Genomic DNA, 20,762 nt, shown 5'->3' with positions numbered 1-20,762 from the left:
GGTGAGAGTTATAGCTTGTTGCAAAACGGATAAATAAAGAGCTTTTTGTGCTGTGCTTTCTATCAAAGCGGGATGCAAAAGTAGGACTTTTTTCTTTACTGCAAAATCTTTTTTGAAAGATAGCTGGCACAGCACACTTAACTCTCTGAAAATCAAAATTATATTTTAAAAAATTCCTTTATCAAGTAACCCAGATGGATATGCTACCTGCATTAAAAACAAACCCTGAGGCGGTACTGCGAAGTCAGCATACGTACAATCCCTCATCTCTATCGCTTTCCTGAACCCCTCTATCGTCAGCTTTCCACGCCCTACTCTCAGCATCGTACCTACCATTCCCCGCACCATTCCTCTCAAAAAACGATTTGCCCGTACCCGATATACTATATGTCCGTCCTCTTTCGTCCACGCTGATTCCATGATATTACAGTTATAAGTTCTCACCTGCGTGTTCCGCTTACTAAAAGTCATGAAGTTCTCATAGGTCTTTAATATACCCGCTGCTTCCTGCAGCAGGTCAAAGTCCAGACTATAGGGATAGAAGTATCCCCTATCCTGCATAAAAGGATCTTTCTGTGTGTATAAGGTATATTTATAAGCACGGTTCAGGGCATCGAAGCGGGAATGCGCTTCATCGCTTACCGCATATACCTGCTTTAATACAATATCGCGTGACAGGATCGCATTTACCTTATAGATGAATTGCGGATGCAAAGGTTGCGCAATATCAAAGTGCAGAAAGTTCTGCAAAGCATGTACTCCTGCATCTGTACGACTGGATCCCGTCGTCTCCACTTTCTCCCGCATGAGCAGACTAATAGCCCGATCTATTTCAGCCTGCACCGTATGTGCTGTGTCCTGGATCTGAAAGCCACCGAACTGGGTCCCTTTGTACGCTACTTCTATAAAATATCTCATAATGCCGCGAAGGTAAGACGCAAAAAGCAGAAGGCCACAGGTTGAAATTCAACCTGTGGCCTTCTGCCTTTATCTGATGAGGTGCTTATCTGTGGACCATTGCCTTGAAGCGACCTTTATAATAACTGTCGGAGAGTACACTTTCCAAAGCTGCGAAATGCTCTGAATCGTATACCTTAGGATATGCCTGATCCAATAAACGGTAACGACTATCATCTGTACCCAACAGCTGTACCAGCGTCTTTACCTGGGACGTCTCCAGACAATACCCCTTCGTCTGTTTCTTAAATGCATCTATCATTCCATCATCATCCTTTCCTCCTACAAACTTGCGGAGCAGCTTACGGAACGCATCTTCATCCATTACCTTTCCACAATCAGAATTAATCATTTTCACTGACGAGGAAGACTTCTTTGTGTCTTCTGTAGCTACTGCAGGCACTTCAGCAGCAGCTACTGCTCCTTCCTCAACATCCTGCTTCTTCTTTTTACGGTCTTTTTTGCTGGTATGATCAATATTAAGATCAGATACCGCATAACCGGAAGAATCGTCTGTCAATACATTATTAGGACGCTCTTCTGTATCTGTTTTACGCTTTTTCTTCTTAGAAACAGGAGCTGGTGCTGGTTCTTCTACGGCAGAAGCAACTGATACAGTAGCAACATCTACAGCGGCTGAAGGTGTTGCCTGTGCATTGCTACCATCCTGAAAATCGATAAAAGCAGGATCATCTGATTTTTTCTTCTTTGCTTTCTTAGCTTTCTTATCAGGTATTGCTGCATCTTCTGTTACAACAGGAGCTGGAGCCGGTGCCGATTCTGCCACAACCGTTACTGCAGTATCAGTAGTAACAGTCAGATCTGCTGCTGGTGCAGATGTTGCTGCTGCCTTATGTTCTTCCGCCATTACATCAGCAAGGATCTGTTGTTCTTCTTCTGTAAGTGGTTCTCTATCCCTGCGTTTCTTACGTCCTTTCTTTTCTTCATGTTGCTGAACAGCCAATGTGGTATCCTTGGCAGGTGCCAGGATCATACCTGTTCCGGCATTCGGATCTACCAGTGGTTCCTCGGGTCTGTCATCTTTTACGACCCTATCCAGGGATTCTGAAAACTTGTTGGTTGGTTTTACCGGACGGGTACCAGGACCTACTGTAACTCCTGCTTCTTTATTTGGGAAAGCTGCTGCCAGATCCTTTTGCATAGAATCCATCATGGCCTTTTGCGGCTCCGGAGCAGGAGAAGCAGGTGTTACTGCTGTCTCAACAGGAGCTGGTGCCGGCACTTCTGTAACCGGAGCAGGTGCTGGTGCCGGTGTTTCCACTACAGGCGCAGGCGCTGCTGCTACTGCCGGTTCTTCTCCCTTCTTCACAGGCCTGGTGGCGGCAAATGTCACTAAATTATATAAGCCATCCTGTTTCAACAGGTACCCCTGGTCATTGGAACCTCCAACTTTTACCAGGTACTGTTGTTCGGGTACTTCACTTTTTGCAAATCCAATACGCATATTGGCTGTACCAGCAGGCAGTTTGGAAATAATGAGATAGCCTTTATCGGAAGAGCTGAGTAATTTTCCATCAAAGCGTACATAGAAAGGCTGAGACCTTTCGCTTTGTATATAAATATAGTACTGCTTATCCTGAGCTGTCATCTGCAATGCGATCAGAAGAAGGCACGGTATCAATAAAGATTTTTTCAAATACTTAATCATAGAAATATAATATAACCCCGGAAGGGTGTTCATCAAAACCCACGCGGCTGCTTAGAAAACAAATACTATTCCAATATAACGAGGACCTCCCCTTTTTCAACAGCTGTTCGTTCAGAAACCTTGATTTCCTTAACGATTGCATCTGCAGTTGCCTTAAATACATTCTCCATTTTCATGGCTTCCAGAATAAGTACCGGATCGCCTTTCTTAATTTCCTGGCCTGGCGAAACCAATACTTTCAGTACCATTCCGGGCATTGGGGCCTTAATATCGTTTACCTTGCGAGTGGCACCTTGGTTGATACCCATGGCTGCCAGCAGCTGGTCTATCGGCTCTTCGATAGCGACCTCGTATGCCTGTTGCTCAATCAGGACTTTTACCTTTTTTGCGTCTTTGTCTATGTTGATGACCTGAGCTGTATAACTCCGCCCATCCAATATTACACTATAATTGCCGGTAGGCAATTCCAGCCCAGACCATTGTACGGCCTGCCCATTGCAGGAGAGCCCCTCAGGTGCCGTATTGATTGCAAATGACGTGGTGCCATTTACGATTGCTTTGATCATAAGTTGTTTTATCTGAACTGAGACAAAAATAGCTTTTTTTAGGAGCCTTGCGGCAGCAAGGAAGGGGGCTTTTAAATATTTTTCGGAAAGGAAGATGTTTTTGTATCCCTTATTATCGCCAATTATCCCGTTTATACCAATATTAACAACCCAAAATCCAAATATTTCTAAGAATACTCGTTAATTCGTTGCAAAAATCAATTTCTTACAATGTCTAAATCTTTAAAGCAAGCACTAAAAGGCCTGCTGGTAGTATGTCTGACTGGAAGCATGTGTTATTCCCCCGCTTATGCACAGCAACCAGACAATGCCAATGATCCTCTGCTGAAGATCTACAGAGCCACTGCAACAAGAGTGAACGACCTCTCCCATACTAAACTAGATGTCCGCTTTGATTACGCCAAAAGATATCTGTATGGTAAAGCCTGGCTGACCCTTAAGCCTCACTTCTATGCTACCGATTCCCTGACCCTGGATGCCAAAGGTATGGATATCAAAACCGTTGCACTTGTAAAAGGTGGTAAAAACACCCCATTGAAGTATACTTACGACAGCACCCAGCTGCATATCCAACTGGATAAAGTATATGGCCGCACCGAATCGTATACTGTATATATAGATTATGTGGCCAGACCAGAAGAAATCAGTGCCTCCGGCAGCGCAGCTATCACTGACGCCAAAGGCCTGTATTTTATCAATCCTGATGGCACGGACAAAAATAAGCCAATCCAGATCTGGACACAGGGTGAAACCGAATCCAACTCTGTATGGTTCCCTACTATTGATAAGACCGCCCAGAAATGTACCGAAGAGATCAGTATGACTGTCGAAAAGAAATACGTGACCCTCTCCAATGGTAAACTGGTAAGCCAAAAGAATAACCCGGATGGTACCCGTACCGATACCTGGAAGATGGACCTACCCCACTCCCCTTACCTGTTCATGATGGCAGTAGGTGAATTCGCTATCGTAAAGGAACAATGGCGTGGCAAAGAAGTGAGCTACTATGTGGAAAAAGCCTATGAACCATACGCTAAAGCCATTTTCGGTAATACCCCCGAAATGCTCACCTTCTATTCCAACATCCTTGGCTATGAGTATGCATGGCCTAAGTATGCCCAGATTGTAGTAAGAGACTATGTATCCGGTGCTATGGAAAATACCACCGCCACCCTGCATGGCGATTTCGTACAGAAAACAGACAGAGAACTGCTGGATAATAACAATTACAATGAATCTGTTATCGCCCACGAACTCTTCCATCACTGGTTTGGTGATCTGGTAACAGCTGAGTCATGGAGCAACCTGACCCTGAATGAGTCTTTTGCCGACTACAGTGAATACCTTTGGCTGGAACATAAATATGGTAAAGACGAAGCTGACGCACATGCGCTGGAAGCTATGGAAAGCTATAAGCAGTTCGCCGAATATGCCGGTGACCGTGACCTGGTGCGTTTCCATTACCATGACAAGGAAGATATGTTCGACGCTGTGAGCTACCAGAAAGGTGGCCGTATCCTGCACATGCTTCGCAATGTTGTAGGTGATAGCGCCTTCTTCAAATCCCTGAACCTCTACCTGAAGACCAATGCCTTCAAACCTGCTGAAGCTCATCAGCTGCGCCTGGCCTTTGAAGAAGTAACCGGTGAGGACCTGAACTGGTTCTTTAACCAATGGTATTTTGGCGATGGTTTCCCTAAACTGGATGTAAGCTACCAATACAATGACGGAGCTAAAACCGTGACTGTCAATATCACCCAGACCCAGGAATCCGGAAAGATATTCCAGTTGCCAATGGCAATTGATATCTATGCAGGTGGTAAAACAGAACGTCACCTGGTGAATGTGACCGATAAAACGGCTTCCTTCACTTTCCCTTATACAACCAAACCAGACCTGGTGAATGTAGATGCGGACAAAGTACTGCTGGCTGATATCGCTGATCACAGAGACCTGAACACCTACATCTTCCAGTTCAACAATGCACCTAACTACCTGGATCGCAGGGAAGCTCTGGAAGCTTGTCTGAAAGATCAGTCTAATACCGGAGCCCGCAAGGTGGTAATTGCTGCCCTGAAAGATAAATTCTATGGAATTCGCTCTCTGGCTATTAAAGGGCTGAATATGAGCGACGATGCAGTAAAATCTGCCGCCCTGCCTTTATTACAGCAAATTGCGAAGAACGATAACAATGCTACAGTACGTGCTGCAGCTCTGAGACAACTGGGTAGTCTGAGAGAGAATCAGTACGCCTCCCTGTTCGAAGGAGCAACTAAAGACAAGTCGTATGCTGCTGCAGGTGCGGCACTGACAAGCCTCTCATCTATTGATGCAGATAAAGCTTATACTTTAGCGAAGCAAATGGAAGCTACCTCTAAAGGAGCACTGCGCAATGCAATTGCAAATGTGTATTCAAAAAAGGGGAATGAAGATGACATCGCATTCTTTTCCAAAACCTTTGATGAAGCAAGTGGTCAGGAAAAGGTGGAAGATGCGATTCAGTATATCACAATCCTGGCAAATGTGGATAACGCTGATATCGTGATCAAAGGCGTCGGCCAGATCAGGGATATGGTGAAAACCTTCAATAACAAGATGGTGACTAATTATATGGTAAATATGCTGCAGCCTGTGGCCAAGAGAAAACTGGACAAGGCAACCATCGCAACTGCTGATAAAAAAGCGGACCTGATGAAGCAATATGATTATATTAAGAAAGTGATCAGTGAGTTAAAGGACTAAAAGAAAAACCCGGTTTTGCTGTTAGGCAAAACCGGGTTTTAGATATACAAGCGTCGAACAAGCGACGAACAAGCGACGAAGAACAGTCGAACAACGCTCGAAGAACAATCGAACAACACTCGAAGAAACCTTACCCCAATCCAACCTCAGAATGCCTTTCCGGCACCTCTATATCCCCAAATCCCTTTTTCAACAACCAATTCCTGAATATCTGCTGCACCTCATACTCCCCGTGCACCAAAAACAACTTCTTCACTTCCTTTGGGTTCTGACAAGACAACCACTGGCTCAGGTCCTCATAATCTCCATGGGCACTCATCGACCGGATACTTCCCACTTCTGCCCTCACCTCATAGCGGGTACCATAAATTGATACCTCTTTCGCTCCTCTCATCAACCGGCCCCCCAAAGATTGTGGTTCACAATAACCCACCATCAGGATGGTATTCTTAGTATCACTGATATTATTAGCAATATGATGCTTTACTCTACCCGCTTCCGCCATACCCGAGGCTGAAATGATCACACACGGTTCCTGACGGAAATTGAGGTTCTTTGACTCATCCACTGATTCTATAAAATGCAACCCCGGAAAATCAAATACATCGTCATCGAACTGCAACAGCCTCGCTACAGTCTTATTAAACAACTCCGGATGAGCAGTCACCACCTCTGTCGCTTCCATGGAAAGCGGACTATCCACAAAGATATCCACCTTTGGCAGCTTACCATCCAGCTGCGCCTTATTCAGCGCATATAGCAATTCCTGAGTACGACCTACACTGAATGCCGGTATGATCAGCTTTCCTTTCTTCACCTTACAGGTATCATGTATATAATTCAGCAAAACATCGGTACCTGGTGCCGCCTCTGCATGAAGGGTACTGCCATAGGTAGATTCCATGAGTATGTAATCTGCCTGTGGAAAAGTATCCGGCGATTTCAGGATCGCATCATTGTACCTGCCGATATCCCCACTGAAAGTAATGATCGTTGGTTTGCCCCCTTCTATTATACGCAGGGTCACCGCCGCACTACCTATGATATGGCCCGCATCTGTAAACATCACTTCCACCTCGTCATCTATTCTGTGCCATTCTTTATAGCTCTTTACCTTTTTGAAAACAGACATGCTCTTTTTTGCATCATCCACTGTATACAAAGGCTCTTCCTGCGGCAATCCTATTTTCCGGCGTTTTTTATTGGTAAACCTTACATCCTCTTCCTGGATCCTGGCGGAGTCCATCAAAAGGATCTGGGTGAGGTCGAATGTAGCGGGGGTACAAAAGATATGGCCTTTAAACCCCCTTTTAACCAACAGGGGAATAAGTCCTGTGTGGTCAATATGTGCATGGGATAATACCATCATGGTGACGGTAGAAGGGTCAAAACCCAGGTCAAAGTTCATGGCATCTGTGTCCTTCCCCATACCCTGGAACATACCACAATCCAATAAGATCTTTTTCCCATTCTTTAATGTAATCAGGTGTTTCGAACCGGTAACAGTTCGTGCCGCCCCATGAAAGGCTATCTTCATAATGATTGATTTTTATCAGCGTTTCTTAAACGACCAGGTGATCGCGAACGTGGCAATTACTGTGCCATCGTGGCTTTTGCCAGTAGTATTGACGGTGATGGCGACAGGCTCCCCCGAAGCTACTGCATGCTGTATAGCTGCCTGCATCCCGTCCAGTTCTTCACATGTAAAATAAGTCTTTCCAGAGGCTTTCTTCAGAAAGCTGGCCTGCATGCCCGTTACTAACATGGATACCCGGGCAGGTGCCGCATCGGAAGTAAACCACATAGCCGGCAATCCCGTACTCATTTCTGCCGCCATAGCCAAACAGGCAAAATAGGTAGACTTAAAAGGATTCTGTGACAACCACCTGAAAGGTACGGAAGTGATACAAACAGCAGGGGTCAATTGTTGTACCCTTACCCCTGCCAGCCATGCTGCCGGTAATTTATACAACAAAAACAGGGAAAATTTCCAGGGCTGTGTTACTAAACGTTGGAATTTTATCATTGATTAGTGTAATAAGCAGGGTTGAGTGCATCCGGGCCCCATTGCTTCAATAGCATCGCTATCTTCTTCTCATCATATGAATCTGCGGATTCCAGTAACCCGGTATCCTGTGTATGTAGTCTGTTGCCCTTTGCATCCAGGATCACGATAACCGGGAAACCGAAACGCTGTGGATAACCCAGCTTTTGCAATATAGGCAGGTTCTTATTCTCCTTGCTATAGTTCAGATGATATACGATAAAGTTCCTTTTCAGCAGGCTTTTCAACGTGCTATCCTCTTCCGTAAATTTATAAAATCGCTTGCACCATATGCACCAGTTGCCGCCTACCTGTACCAATATATGTTTTTTGGCAGCCGCTGCCTGTTGCTGAATAGCTGCCAGGTCTGCCGCAGCATCGGCACCCGGATCATAGATATGCTCAAGGTCCAGGGTATGCTTTTCCTGTGCGGACAAAGTAGTATTGGCACAAAGGCACAGTAAGGCGATGAAAATGCGACTAATGACGGTCATTTTCCAGTGATTGAATATATTGATAGATTCCCAGCTGGGCATTGACAGCAGGGGCACCCTTTTCAGGAGTCAAAGGTATATTGTATAACTGCGCATCCAGCATCACTGCATTCGTGTTGTCTGCCAGTTGAAGATTGATAATCTCCTTCAGCTGAGCAGCCAGTTCCTTTGCATATACCGGAAAACACACTTCTATACGCCTGTGGATATTGCGGTTCATCCAGTCTGCAGAACCCATATACACTTCCTCTTCCCCATTATTATGGAAGATGAATACCCGCGCATGTTCCAGGTAGCGGTCTACAATTCTTCTTACTTTGATATTGCTGCTTTCAAGCTGGTCGGGTTGCAGACAACAGATGCTTCGTGCGATGAGGTCTACCTGTACCCCTGCTTCGCTGGCTTCGTACAGTTTGGCAATCATATCCTTTTCCTGCAAGTTATTCAGCTTGATAGTGATATGTGCCGGTTTACCTGCTTTTACATTCGCAATCTCCCTGTCTATCAACTCCGAGAACCGGGTCTTCAGGTTAAACTGCGCCACCAGCAGGTGATTGAATTCCAGGTAATCGTACTTATCCGGTTGCTGACGGGCCTGTAGATATAAGAACAACAGCTCCAGTTCCTGGGTAATACCCGGATGTGCTGTGAGCAATACATGATCTGTATAAAAACGGGCGGTGCTTTCATTGAAATTACCCGTGGCCATCAGCCCGGCATAATCCCATTGGTAGCCACGTTTTCGTTTTACCAGGGCAATCTTGGCATGCACCTTCAAACCCGGAATGCTATAGATGATCTTCACACCAGCTGCCTTCATCTTCTTGGCCCAACGGATATTGTTGGCTTCATCAAAACGGGCTTTCAGCTCTACGAACACCGTTACCTGCTTGCCGTTGCGGGCAGCGCTGATAAGGGCATTGGCAATCTGTGAACTGGCTGCAATGCGATATAGTGTGATGTAAATTTCTTTGACATTGGGATCAGTCGCCGCTTCATTAAAGAAACGGAGAATGTACTCATATCGCTGGTAAGGGGGATGGAGAATGATATCCCTTTGTGATACCTCTTCCAGCAGGTGCGGTACCTTATCCAGTTGTGGCAGGTGAGCCGAAGGCTGCTTAGGATAGGTAAACAGCGGTGACTTTACCGGCATGGGCAGGTCTGCTAAATCCTTCAGGTTGTGGTAACGGCCTCCCGGCACCATTTCCTGTGGCAGGATACTGAAGTAATTACCCAGTAATTGTTTCAAGGCCAATGGCATGCTGCTGTCATAAAGAAAACGGGTAGGTATACCCAGTTCCCTTTTGGCTATCATGGTTTCTACCTGGTCCAGTATATCGCTTGCCAATTCGTTCATATCGGTTTCTGCATCGCGGGTGATCTTGATACTGTAGCAACCGTTGACAGTATATCCCGGAAACAGCCAGCCTACATTTTCCCGGATAATGTCGTCCAGCATCACGATGTAGCTGACATCCTGAACTTGTGGGAGTTCAAAAAAACGGGGCAGTTCACTGCTCGGAATATTGACCACTGCATATTGCAGACGATCAGGTTCGTTTTCAGGAGAAACGGATACTACCAGATAAAGTTGGTTATTCTCCAAAAATGCATCTTTGGGCTTTTTCTTGTCCAGCCAAAAAGGCTGCAGAAAGCCCTGGATCTTTGTCTGGAAGTATTCCCGCATAGGAGACAGGTGCGAAGAGAGGATCTCCTGGTTATAGTAAAGATCAACCCTGTTATCTCTTAATGCAGGCAGGAGTTGTTGGGTGAGGGTATGCCCAAATTCTCCCAGCTGTCTGTTAATCTCCTGTTGAATAATGGGAAGCGTATCGGTAGAGAGAGTTTCTTCCCCTGCTACTTCGGGATTGTCGCGCACCAGTTTATTCACTGCCATGACAGCGGGCATACGTACACGGAAGAACTCATCTAAGTTCGAGGAGAAGATGGACAGGAAGCGAATGCGCTCATATAGCGGCACCGCAGGGTCTTTGGCCATGCTCAGCACCCTGTAGTTAAATGATAACCAGCTCAGATCACGGTCATACAGTGGAGTATTCATATATCACTTAGTTATGCACAGGGAAGAACAGCACGGCTATCACAAATGCCAACACTGAAATGATCAGACCAAACATAAATATGTTGTACGCAATGCGCAGTTGTTTATACTTTTTACCCAGTACTACCCCAAGGTGGTAGATATCCTGGATCATGCTGCCATAAAGGTAATCGCTATCTTTCATCATCTCTGTCATACCCCATTTATACTGCTCAAGCTCCATTTCATGGAAGTTGCCAAAGAAGAGGAGGTTTGTCTTTTTATTGACGATGTCTTCCCTGATAAACTTACCTTTATTCACATTTGGACGGGTAGCCAGTACTGAGAAGATAATGGTGATCACACCTGTAGTGAGGAATAATACTGAAGGGATGATCAGGTTAGGATAGTCTTCCAGCTTGCGGAAGAGCACACCGAGTATCACGGATACAATGATAGAATTCACCGAAATCATGATATGCGCCTTGCTGTCGGCCATGGCACTCAGCCGGATATGATTGGAGGAAGTGGTACGGAACATGGTCTCCACTCCTCTACCGGCTTTCGGTTCTTTGTTATTCTTTTCCGGCTTATCGATTTTCAGCTTTTTACTTTCCTTAGCAACGACTTCTTCTAACTTCTCTCCTTTTTTCTCTCCCTTCTTCTCTGCTTTATCCTCCTGTTTCTCCAGGCGTTTTTTCAGCCATGCAATGTTCTCTTCTTTTTGCTCCTGCAAGAGGGCCTGACAGTAAGCAGTATGGTAATGATGCCCTTCCAGCAGTTTTAATGTACCTGCTGTCCAATCAGCACCAGTAATCTCTTTCTCATGGGTAAGCTCTATTTCCTGGTGCAATACCTTGGTCCGCTTCCTGAACTCCTTCGTACCAAAGTTGAAGAGGTCTGCATCACAAACGATCTCTTCCAGCAGGTTGTGCGGTTCCTGTGGCATTTTGGTAGCCATAATACAACCAGTCACCTGCGCTTGTATATTTAACGGTACCTTTTGTTCATTTAGAAAATTACGGGCCAGCGAAGCACCTGTCTGTTCATGTGTTTTAGACTCCCCCAGCAGGTAGCCCAGGTCATGAAACCAGGCGGCTATATACACGACTAAAAGGTCGGTATCCTGTAACCGGTAATGCGCTGAAATCTGCGCTGCTGCTGCAACAACCTGTCTGGTATGTTCCAGGTTATGGTACACCAGATTGGGGTGAGGATGATCCTGGTACTGTGTTGTCACATATTGTTGTGCGGCGTCGATGATTACACTTGTCTGCATAAGGCTTGGTTAAAAAAGCTAAACTGAGATCAGCAAGTTACTGCATTTTTGAGTTAATTTTATTCCTCCATACTGCTCATCTTATGACTCTACGACATTTATTAATAGTTTGCCTGTTGTTTACTTCATGTAATTATTACAACAACAGGGATAAAAAATACGAATCTCCGAAAGGATATAAACTTGAGGAACCCACCCGGTTTCATGTAAGACAGTCCATGCAAGAGATTTCAGGCATTGTACTGGCGCCGGATGAACACCATATTCTGGCTATCAACGATGAACAGGGCCGTGTATTTTCTATCGATTTAACAGGCAATACGCCTTACCCCAACTGGAAATTCGACAAGAGCGGGGATTATGAAGACCTCGCTACCGACGGCAAAAACTGGCTGGTACTGAAAAGCAAGGGGCACCTCTATCAGGTGACAGGTCTTTTTTCTGACTCAACTGATGCCATCAATTATAAACTACCAATAGATGGCAAAAACGAGTTTGAAACCCTCTACTATGATCCCCGCAATGATGGAATGATCATGATTTGCAAAGCCTGTGCTGATGATAAGGACAAGGGCTATAATACCGCCTACCGCTTTGATATGAAGACATGGACATTTGATGATAATCCATTCTACCGTATCAATATCGCAGATATTGAACGTCTTAGCGGCGAAAAAATGACCCTGTTCAAGCCATCAGCAGCTGCCATTCACCCTATTGAAAAGCGGCTGTACATAATGTCTGCTGTAAATAGACTGTTAGTGATCACTGACCTGGATGGAAAAGTACAGGAAGCCTATAATCTGAAACATACGATATTCCGACAACCGGAAGGCATTTCTTTTGCCCCGAATGGCGATATGTATATTTCGAATGAATCAGCTGATGAATCGTCGGCCAATATCCTTAAGTTTAAATATAACCAAAGACCTCTGTAACGATGAAGTACCTTTTACATCTCTCCATACTTCTCCTACCCTTTGCAGCACAGGCGCAGGATACACTGGCCAGAAGGATCATCCTGATAGGGGATGCCGGCGAACTGCATCAGGATGGACACAACCCTGTCATTGATGCTGTAAAGAGTCGCTTTGACTTACAGGATGCAAGAAATACTGTCCTTTACCTGGGAGATAACGTATACCCCTATGGGATGCCGGACCCTACCAGCACCCGGTACCCACTTTCCAAAGAGATACTTGATTACCAGGTGAACCTGGTACGCAATACCAATACGCAGGCTATCTTCATTCCCGGTAATCATGACTGGGAAAAGTCAAAACCAAACGGCTGGCAAACCATCATCAATGAACAACTGTATGTCGATTCATTGAACCTGCCGAATGTAAACTTCCTGCCCAAAGACGGTTGCCCAGGTCCTATAGAAGTGTCCCTGGATAAGAACATTACCCTCGTGATCATGGATACCGAATGGTGGTTGTTTCCCTATGCCAAACCAGGACCAGAGTCTTCCTGCGATTTCAAAACAAAACAGGATGTACTGACTGAATTGAGTGATATCGTAATCCGTAACCGGAACAAGCTGGTCATCTTTGCGAGCCATCACCCTTTCCGTAGTTATGGTATTCACGGTGGTTATTATACATTGAAGCAACACATCTTCCCACTAACTGATCTGAACAAGGGATTGTATATTCCACTGCCGGTGATAGGTTCTATCTATCCCCTGACCCGTGGGGTATTTGGTACACCTGAAGATCTGCCAAATCCTGACTACCAGGAACTGGTAAATGGTGTGGAAGCAGCCTTCAAATCACATGGTCCGGCAATTTTCGTAGCAGGCCATGACCATGCTTTACAGTTCATCAAAGACAAAGAGAACTACTATATCGGCAGTGGCAGTGGAGCAAAAGAAAGCCGTGTGAAAAAGGGTGCGAAGTCTCTCTATGCCAGTAACGAGAATGGCTATGCCGCACTGGAGATTTCAAAGAATGGGGCTATCACCGTACAATATTATACTGTAGATAAACCCGATGGTCCTTCATTTGCCAGCAACCTTTTCAACATACAGGATATTCGTTCTGAACAACTAGCCAATGCAAGTCCTACTGCAAAAGAATTACCCCCATTCGTGACTTTGCCTGCGGATACGCAATATATCCACAAAACAGGTATTCACTATTGGTTACTGGGTAAGAACTATCGCGATGTATGGGCGGCCCCTGTTAACTTTCCCGTACTCGATATCAACAAAGAAAAAGGCGGTCTGAAAATATTGCAGAGAGGTGGTGGTATGCAAACCCTCTCTCTCCGCCTGGAAGATAAATCAGGTACAGAATGGGTTTTACGATCTGTAAAGAAATACCCCGAGAAAGCGATTCCTCCTGAACTGAAAAACACCATTGCAAAAGATGTAGTACAGGACCAGATCTCTGCCTCCAATCCATATGCTACTATGGCTGTGGCCAGACTGGCGGAGGCAGCAGGCGTTCCGCATACCAATCCGACGTTTGTTTACTTACCGAAAGATACTTCTCTCGGTATCTATGCCAGCACCCATGGTGATGATGTGTATCTTTTTGAAGAAAGAGAACCTGTTGTGAAAGGCAAAACATACAATACCATCAAGGTATTGGAACAAATACATGGTGACAATGATAACACCATCGACCAGGAAGCAGTAGCCCGCGCCCGTATGCTGGATCTGCTAATGGCTGACTGGGATCGACATGATGACCAGTGGAGATGGGGAGTGAAGAAACACAAGAAACGGGATACCAAAGAATACTATCCTGTGCCTCGCGATCGTGACCAGGCCTTCTTTGTAAACCAGGGTGTGATCACCGCCATCGCTGCCAGAAAATGGGTGATGCCGAAGTTCCAGGGTTTCAAACCTTACTTCCCGAACATCGAATATCAGAACCCATCTGCACAGCCGTTTGACCGTTCTTTCATGAATGAGATCGATGAAAAGAAATGGAAAGATATCAGCCACGAGCTGGTACTGAGTCTCCCTGATTCCGTGATCGCTGCTGCAGTAGCCCGTTTCCCGGATACTGTGCAGAAGAATGTAGGTGACTTTACGTATCGTACCCTCATTGCCCGTCGTGATAAACTGGAAACTGCTTCCCTTGACCTTTACCGATTCCTGTCAAAGGATGTAGATGTAACAGGTACAAAAAAAGATGAACTGTTTACTATCGAAAGACAACAAGATGGATCGGTATCCCTGAATGTAAATAAGATCAGCAAAAAAGGGGAGGTACAACAAAACATCTACTCCCGCACCTTTGATCCGAAGGTCACGAGAGAAATAAGGATCTTTGGTCTGGGTGGTGAAGATAAGTTCGACATCAAAGGAGATTATTTTACGCCTATTCACATCCGCATTATCGGTGGTAAAGACAATGATACTTATAGAGACAATACCACTCAGTATGCAGGCAATCATATCCGCATCTATGAGAAACGCGATGGTGCCGATACTTTTGCACTGGCAGGTAATGAACGTAAGATCCTTTCTTACAATCCGGACAATATCAAATATGAACGTACGCCACTGTTATATATCTATGATAAACTGATGCCACTGGCGACCGCGGGCTTCAACAGCGATGATGGATTGTCACTGGGTGCAGGTTTCCAGTACACCAAACAAGGTTTCCGCAAGCGACCATTTGCTTCCAGACAAACGGTGATGGCAGGTCATAGCCTGGGTACAAATGCCTGGCAGTTCCGCTACATGGGTGAATTCACGGATGTAATCGGGAATACCGATCTGGCATTGACAGCCACTGCAAAGGCTCCTAACAATACCATCAACTTCTTTGGTTACGGTAATGAAACCGTGTTTGAGAAAGACCTGAAGATCAAATATTATCGTACCCGTTTCAGCCTGTATAATGTAGAACCCCTGTTCAAAACGAACCTGTCCAACAAGTTCCAGCTGATCTACGGACCTACTTTTACTTATTATACATTGGATAAGGATGCGACCAAAGGCAGGATCATAGAGGACTTTGATAAGAATGGACTCGACTCTCTGTCTGTATATCAGGGCAAATATTACGCAGGTTTGAAACTGGGTTACCAGATCGATACCCGTAATAATGCTATTGCACCTACCAGAGGTTTCTACTGGAATACCACCTTACATGGTAACCAGGGTTTGAATGAACAACAGCGCCATTACCTGCAACTGTCTACGGACATGAGTATCTACACCAGCTTTAGCACACCGGCTAACCTGGTACTGGTCACAAGATTTGGTGGTGGTAAGCTATGGGGCCATTATGAATATTTCCAGGCTATGTATTTAGGAGGCGTGCAAAACCTGCGTGGTTATCGTAACTACCGCTTTGCCGGCGATGCCATGGCATTCAATAATACTGAGCTGCGATTAAAACTGTTTGAATTCCGATCTTACCTGTTCCCGGCTACTGTAGGTTTATTAGCCTTCAATGATGTGGGCAGGGTATGGAAGAGTGGAGAGAAATCTTCTGCATGGCATGATGGATATGGTGGAGGTATCTATTTCAGTCCGGTGAATATGCTGATACTCACAGCGACGGTAGGTAGATCTGAAGAGGAGGTGTTACCTTATATCACATTTGGATTCAGGTTCTGATAATAAAAAGAGGTTGTAACGTTTGTTACACCCTCTTTTATTTTTATACAATTCCCGGGAGTGTCATTTATTAATGATGCTCCCTTTTTTTATGCTTCCATATTTACTTTTACTCTTAGCGCTCTCAGACCGCTTACCCCTTGCAGGTCTTCCAGGTCCAGCATTTCTACATCTGGCAGCAGGATGTTTTTATTCTGCAGGAAGGTGATGTACTTCAGGTATTCTTCCATCTCTTTCGCATAAGCATACACGATTGCAATGGTACCCGGTTGGGTGAGGCGTTTGCCTGTCTGGCGGATGTGCACCTTATCAATCCTCTTCTTCAGTATTTCATAACGGATGTTGTAAGCGCCTTCTACATCGAAGCGGCGCTCATCCTGCCTGAAGCTGATGTCGATCGGATTGCTGTGGGCCAGTACCAGCTGGGTAGTTTGCAAAGGCACCTTCAGTGTAGGAATCAACTTGTTGGTGAGTCTTGCAATGTCTGCCATAGACTGTATCTGCCACAGGCGCAGGTTACGCAGGTAGAGCAGGTCGAACTTGCGGGTTTGCGCAATAGCCTGTCCTATATAGATATTGTACTCTACCCCATCCGTACGATACTTTTCGAAGTAGCATGGGAAGGAGTGTTGTATGTTTTCTTTCTCTTTGTCCAGGTATTGGTTCAGTTCAGCGTTGATCATAGCCAGACTATCTTCATAATCCTGGCGATGGTGCTGAATATGGCCTTCTGTCTGGTCTACCAGGGAGAAGTAGCGTTCCAGTGCCGGCTGCAGTTCAGGATGACTTTCGTGCAGGTGACGGAACAATGGGCCGATTTCTTCGTCCAGGTAGTTATTTGTACGCAGTTCATCTTCTGAGAGCATACCACTGGTGATACCGGTAATGAGCTCATCGTTCTTGAACTTCAGCTCTTCCAGCAATGGCAGGTAGATGGTGTTGCCAATGTGGTCCAGGGTTTCCCGGATCAGGAGCAGCTGTTCACGGAGGTCTTCGTGGATCGCATTGCTACGTTCGGTAGAAGAATTCCGGATGTCTACAGCGCCATATAATGGATAGACATCTTCAAACGCAATGTTGCCGATGTCTTTTCTTTTGGCTTTTGGTGTGTGCAGATAATGCCATGCTGCGTCGATGAACTTCCATTCCACAGAAGGTTGCAGGGCAGTGAACTGCTCCTTGATGACCTGGGTGATTCGGTTCGATGTGATATCAGCACCTCTGTTCAGCAACATCACTAACAATGGATATGCCGGCATGGCTTGTGCCAGTGTTTCAGCAGTGATCTTGTTAGGGGTGCCGGAGGCCAGTTCTACGATACCCAGCAGGGTATCCTCGTGCCATATAGGTACCAGTACAAAGCTATTGATGCCCTTGAGCGGCAGGTAGCGCAGGAATGGATATGCATAGAGAGAACTCTCTGTCACCACGGGCAGCAAAAGTGGCGTTTTGTTCTGACCCAGGTACTGGATCAGTTGCTGAAACAGCTGTTGCTGCTGTTTTTCGCTACCAGTTACGCCCAGGGTCACGCCACTCTCGCATTGTTCACATTCCAACACATAGCGACCATTGATCTTTGGAATAGGTACCACGTGCACACTCAGGTCAGTATCTTCCATCAGTGCCTGTACTTCTTCCTCCATACGGCGGTAGGTACGTCTTTCGTTGCCCTCGTGCATATTCAGGATCAGGTTCTTCATTACATTCTGCACCTCATCTTTGGTTACATCCTGTAATGTCCAGATCACAAATCCTTCGAGGACGAAATTATCCAGTGGCAGAATTTCTTTCAGACCTTCGGGGCTGAACTTTTTCATACATACAGTATCGTATGTAAGCGGAGGCAGCTCACCTTTTACTTTTACTTCCACGAAACGAGGGTCTACATTCACCTTCACATATCTCTTGCCCCCTTTGCTGTCGGGCATGTTGATATGGTGGATGATCTCGTTCTGGTAAGTAACGGGAAAACCATATGCTTTCTCCAGGATCAGCTTATACAGCCATTCCAGTTTATCCTTCTTCACCTTATCTACTGAAATCCCTTTAGGTACTTCCAGCATTCTTTCGCCGTTACCGGCAAAGATATTCTTGAAGAGGTCGGAGTAATAAAATATAGCAAACTTCTGGGGGACACCAATACCATAGATATCCTTGTCCATATCAGAAGTGATAGGAAATATTGTAGCAATAATGAGGTCGATATACTCCTGGTAGGCGGACAGGTCATCTGCACCGGCTATAGGACCAAGTAGCGCGGGGTTACTTTCAAATCGTTCAGCGATCTTTTTATAATACGCCGCCCTGCTATCTGATTTACTGGCCGCTTTTTCCTTCAGGAACTTGACATAAGGCGCGAAGGAAATATGGGATTCTATCAGTGCCTCATCCTTTAATTGATCAGGACCGGCAGTTAAAACTTTCATAATCTAAAATATGTAAAAATGACTCATCTAGTTATATGACGAATGGACAGATGAAAAATTGTAAAAGTTACATTCAGTGAATAACAGCGTGCAGGATTAAGCAGAGAGGTTGTGGTTGATTATTAAGAGCAAATTTAATGCAAAACCACAATTTTCGCCATAAAAAGTTATAGGTCTGCCAATCCGGCAGACCTATAAATATAATCTAATCTGTAAATTATTCAAATTATAACTCGATCTGATTTTTTAGCAGGTCGTCGAAAGTATCCCTTCTGCGGATGAGTTGGGCTTTACCATCTTTTATCAGCACTTCGGCAGGTTTGAAACGGGAGTTGAAGTTGGAAGACATTTCAAACCCGTAAGCTCCTGCGTTGTAGAATACCAGCAGATCGCCTTCTTTTACTTCGTTCAGTTTACGATCCCAGCCGAAAGTATCCGTTTCGCAGATGTTACCTACTACGGTATAGATCCGTTCGGTTCCTTTTGGATTAGAGATGTTTTTGATCAGGTGGAAAGCATCGTAGAACATTGGGCGGATCAGGTGGTTGAAACCTGAGTTCACACCTACGAACACGGTAGCAGTGGTCTGCTTGATCACATTTGCTTTTACCACGAAGTAACCGCTCTGGCTTACCAGGAATTTACCCGGTTCGAACCATACCTGCAGAGGGCGGTTGTATGTTTTGCTGAACTTGTTGAAAGCGTCGGAAAGCTTTTTGCCCAGCAGCTGGATGTCGGTTTCAGGGTCGCCCTGTTGGTAAGCCACTTTGAAGCCGCTACCCAGGTCGATGAATTCCAGGTCAGGGAAGTTCACTGCCAGTTCGAACATAATATCTACCCCACGGAGGAATACATCTACATCCTTGATTTCAGAGCCGGTGTGCATATGCAGGCCGGTTACTTTCAGTTTGGTGCTCTTTACGATGCGCTCAATGTGGCGGATCTGGTGGATGGAGATACCGAACTTACTGTCTACGTGACCTGTGGAGATCTTGTAGTTACCGCCAGCCATGATGTGTGGGTTCAGGCGGATGCAGATTGGGTAAGAGTCACCAAAGCGGTTGCCAAATTGCTCCAGGATGGAGATGTTGTCGATATTGATGTTTACACCCAGGTCCTTGGCAGCTACGATTTCGTCGAGGTCTACGCAGTTAGGGGTAAAGATGATGTTTTTAGGTTCGAATCCTGCCTTGAGACCGAGTTGGACTTCGTTGATAGACACGGTGTCCAGACCGCAGCCCAGGGAGTTGATGTACTTCAGGATGTTGATGTTGGTGAGCGCCTTACAGGCATAGAAAAAGCGTGCGTCCGTCTTTTGGAAGGCGTCCTTTAACTTTTCGTACTGGATGGCAATCTTTTCCGCATGGTATATATATACCGGAGTTCCAAATTCTTCCGCTACTTTGACAAGGAAGTCAGTAGACAAAACGTCGCTTTGCTTAGGCATTTATTGAAAGGTAATTTTAGAGGATGCGAATTTACTAAGCAAATTCCAAAGTTTATGTATAAAGATTGAGGCCCGGGCTGTAGCCCGGGCCTCAATCTTTATTGTTGTTGTTCCTCATCCTCGTTGGTCATGAAACCATCCAGGTCCCTCCTTTCCTTTTTGGTAGGGCGGCCGATCTTGCTCGGACGCTTACCGGTATGGAAGCTGGCGGCAATCCGCTGGTTCATCTCCTGGTCTTCTTCGGGAGTGAGATCAACGTAATGCTTAATAGCTTCAGCATATTGTACCCTGTTGGCTATTAAGCTCACCACCTCAATCACCCATTTCCGGGATTCTGACCTGATTTCATATTTGTCTCCGACACCAACTGCGCGTGCAGCTTTTACGGAGTTCCCATTCATCTTCACTTTCCCGCCTTCACAGGCCGTGGAGGCCTGTGAGCGGGTTTTAAATATCCTGATCGCCCAGAGATACTTGTCCAGGCGCAGTTTCTCTGTATTCTGCAT

The 20,762-nt window shown here is 45.5% G+C and carries 14 protein-coding genes; 3 read left to right on the top strand and 11 right to left on the bottom strand.

The window, feature by feature from the left end:
* Positions 1 to 165: 165 nt before the first annotated feature.
* The 3 genes from truA to SIO70_RS08335 form a co-directional block, all read right to left on the bottom strand.
* On the bottom strand, positions 166 to 918 hold the full coding sequence (gene truA / locus SIO70_RS08345; protein WP_320580479.1) for a tRNA pseudouridine(38-40) synthase TruA: 753 nt from the start codon (positions 916 to 918) through the stop codon (positions 166 to 168).
* Positions 919 to 1,003: 85 nt separating this feature from the next.
* Positions 1,004 to 2,626, bottom strand: a complete 1,623-nt coding sequence (locus SIO70_RS08340) for a DUF4476 domain-containing protein (RefSeq protein WP_320580478.1) — start codon at positions 2,624 to 2,626, stop codon at positions 1,004 to 1,006.
* A 65-nt stretch (positions 2,627 to 2,691) separates the two neighbouring features.
* Entirely contained in the window at positions 2,692 to 3,192 is a 501-nt protein-coding gene (locus SIO70_RS08335; RefSeq protein WP_320580477.1) for a biotin/lipoyl-containing protein, read from the bottom strand.
* A gap of 210 nt (positions 3,193 to 3,402) precedes the next feature.
* Here SIO70_RS08335 and SIO70_RS08330 point away from each other — a divergent pair, with 210 nt between their 5' ends.
* Positions 3,403 to 5,934, top strand: coding sequence for a M1 family metallopeptidase (locus tag SIO70_RS08330; RefSeq protein WP_320580475.1), 2,532 nt, complete (start codon positions 3,403 to 3,405; stop codon positions 5,932 to 5,934).
* Positions 5,935 to 6,064: 130 nt separating this feature from the next.
* Here the strand turns inward: SIO70_RS08330 and SIO70_RS08325 are convergent, their stop codons facing one another.
* The 5 genes from SIO70_RS08325 to SIO70_RS08305 are packed head-to-tail and all read right to left on the bottom strand — an operon-like array spanning position 6,065 to position 11,795.
* The gene (locus tag SIO70_RS08325; protein ID WP_320580474.1) at positions 6,065 to 7,471 is read right to left on the bottom strand and encodes an MBL fold metallo-hydrolase; all 1,407 of its coding nucleotides are present in this window, start codon (positions 7,469 to 7,471) and stop codon (positions 6,065 to 6,067) included.
* Between the two features lie 15 nt (positions 7,472 to 7,486).
* The gene (locus SIO70_RS08320) at positions 7,487 to 7,960 is read right to left on the bottom strand and encodes a DUF4442 domain-containing protein (RefSeq protein WP_320580473.1); all 474 of its coding nucleotides are present in this window, start codon (positions 7,958 to 7,960) and stop codon (positions 7,487 to 7,489) included.
* Positions 7,957 to 8,472, bottom strand: a complete 516-nt coding sequence (locus SIO70_RS08315; RefSeq protein WP_320580472.1) for a thioredoxin family protein — start codon at positions 8,470 to 8,472, stop codon at positions 7,957 to 7,959. The genes SIO70_RS08320 and SIO70_RS08315 overlap by 4 nt, the downstream gene beginning before the upstream one ends.
* Positions 8,459 to 10,537 carry a polyphosphate kinase 1 gene (ppk1, locus tag SIO70_RS08310; protein WP_320580471.1) on the bottom strand — a complete coding sequence of 693 codons (2,079 nt, stop codon included), beginning with the start codon at positions 10,535 to 10,537 and terminating at the stop codon, positions 8,459 to 8,461. The genes SIO70_RS08315 and ppk1 overlap by 14 nt, the downstream gene beginning before the upstream one ends.
* Positions 10,538 to 10,544: 7 nt before the next feature.
* Positions 10,545 to 11,795 carry a Pycsar system effector family protein gene (locus SIO70_RS08305; protein ID WP_320580470.1) on the bottom strand — a complete coding sequence of 417 codons (1,251 nt, stop codon included), beginning with the start codon at positions 11,793 to 11,795 and terminating at the stop codon, positions 10,545 to 10,547.
* An 83-nt stretch (positions 11,796 to 11,878) separates the two neighbouring features.
* On the opposite strand from SIO70_RS08305, the gene SIO70_RS08300 reads away from it, so the two are divergent.
* On the top strand, positions 11,879 to 12,733 hold the full coding sequence (locus SIO70_RS08300; RefSeq protein WP_320580469.1) for an SdiA-regulated domain-containing protein: 855 nt from the start codon (positions 11,879 to 11,881) through the stop codon (positions 12,731 to 12,733).
* Between the two features lie 2 nt (positions 12,734 to 12,735).
* On the top strand, positions 12,736 to 16,383 hold the full coding sequence (locus tag SIO70_RS08295; protein WP_320580468.1) for a BamA/TamA family outer membrane protein: 3,648 nt from the start codon (positions 12,736 to 12,738) through the stop codon (positions 16,381 to 16,383).
* Positions 16,384 to 16,472: 89 nt separating this feature from the next.
* On the opposite strand, the gene SIO70_RS08290 is transcribed toward SIO70_RS08295, so the two are convergent.
* The 3 genes from SIO70_RS08290 to SIO70_RS08280 form a co-directional block, all read right to left on the bottom strand.
* Positions 16,473 to 18,809 (bottom strand): hypothetical protein, encoded by a 2,337-nt coding sequence (locus tag SIO70_RS08290; RefSeq protein ID WP_320580467.1) that lies wholly within the window; start codon positions 18,807 to 18,809, stop codon positions 16,473 to 16,475.
* A gap of 226 nt (positions 18,810 to 19,035) precedes the next feature.
* Positions 19,036 to 20,256 carry a diaminopimelate decarboxylase gene (lysA, locus tag SIO70_RS08285; RefSeq protein WP_320580466.1) on the bottom strand — a complete coding sequence of 407 codons (1,221 nt, stop codon included), beginning with the start codon at positions 20,254 to 20,256 and terminating at the stop codon, positions 19,036 to 19,038.
* A 98-nt stretch (positions 20,257 to 20,354) separates the two neighbouring features.
* Entirely contained in the window at positions 20,355 to 20,762 is a 408-nt protein-coding gene (locus SIO70_RS08280; protein ID WP_320580465.1) for an RNA-binding S4 domain-containing protein, read from the bottom strand.

The sequence above is a fragment of the Chitinophaga sancti genome, from assembly GCF_034087045.1.
GTDB classification, from domain to species: Bacteria; Bacteroidota; Bacteroidia; order Chitinophagales; family Chitinophagaceae; genus Chitinophaga; species Chitinophaga sancti_B.
Note: the sequence above shows the minus strand (reverse complement) of the source record. Positions and strands in the feature narration are given on the sequence as shown.

Excerpts from the sequence above, each read along its gene's own strand:
- truA (WP_320580479.1), bottom strand. The coding sequence starts at position 918 with ATGAGATATTTTATAGAAGTAGCGTACAAAGGGACCCAGTTCGGTGGC.
- SIO70_RS08340 (WP_320580478.1), bottom strand. The coding sequence starts at position 2,626 with ATGATTAAGTATTTGAAAAAATCTTTATTGATACCGTGCCTTCTTCTG.
- SIO70_RS08335 (WP_320580477.1), bottom strand. The coding sequence starts at position 3,192 with ATGATCAAAGCAATCGTAAATGGCACCACGTCATTTGCAATCAATACG.
- SIO70_RS08330 (WP_320580475.1), top strand. The coding sequence starts at position 3,403 with ATGTCTAAATCTTTAAAGCAAGCACTAAAAGGCCTGCTGGTAGTATGT.
- SIO70_RS08325 (WP_320580474.1), bottom strand. The coding sequence starts at position 7,471 with ATGAAGATAGCCTTTCATGGGGCGGCACGAACTGTTACCGGTTCGAAA.
- SIO70_RS08320 (WP_320580473.1), bottom strand. The coding sequence starts at position 7,960 with ATGATAAAATTCCAACGTTTAGTAACACAGCCCTGGAAATTTTCCCTG.
- SIO70_RS08315 (WP_320580472.1), bottom strand. The coding sequence starts at position 8,472 with ATGACCGTCATTAGTCGCATTTTCATCGCCTTACTGTGCCTTTGTGCC.
- ppk1 (WP_320580471.1), bottom strand. The coding sequence starts at position 10,537 with ATGAATACTCCACTGTATGACCGTGATCTGAGCTGGTTATCATTTAAC.
- SIO70_RS08305 (WP_320580470.1), bottom strand. The coding sequence starts at position 11,795 with ATGCAGACAAGTGTAATCATCGACGCCGCACAACAATATGTGACAACA.
- SIO70_RS08300 (WP_320580469.1), top strand. The coding sequence starts at position 11,879 with ATGACTCTACGACATTTATTAATAGTTTGCCTGTTGTTTACTTCATGT.
- SIO70_RS08295 (WP_320580468.1), top strand. The coding sequence starts at position 12,736 with ATGAAGTACCTTTTACATCTCTCCATACTTCTCCTACCCTTTGCAGCA.
- SIO70_RS08290 (WP_320580467.1), bottom strand. The coding sequence starts at position 18,809 with ATGAAAGTTTTAACTGCCGGTCCTGATCAATTAAAGGATGAGGCACTG.
- lysA (WP_320580466.1), bottom strand. The coding sequence starts at position 20,256 with ATGCCTAAGCAAAGCGACGTTTTGTCTACTGACTTCCTTGTCAAAGTA.
- SIO70_RS08280 (WP_320580465.1), bottom strand. The coding sequence starts at position 20,762 with ATGCAGAATACAGAGAAACTGCGCCTGGACAAGTATCTCTGGGCGATC.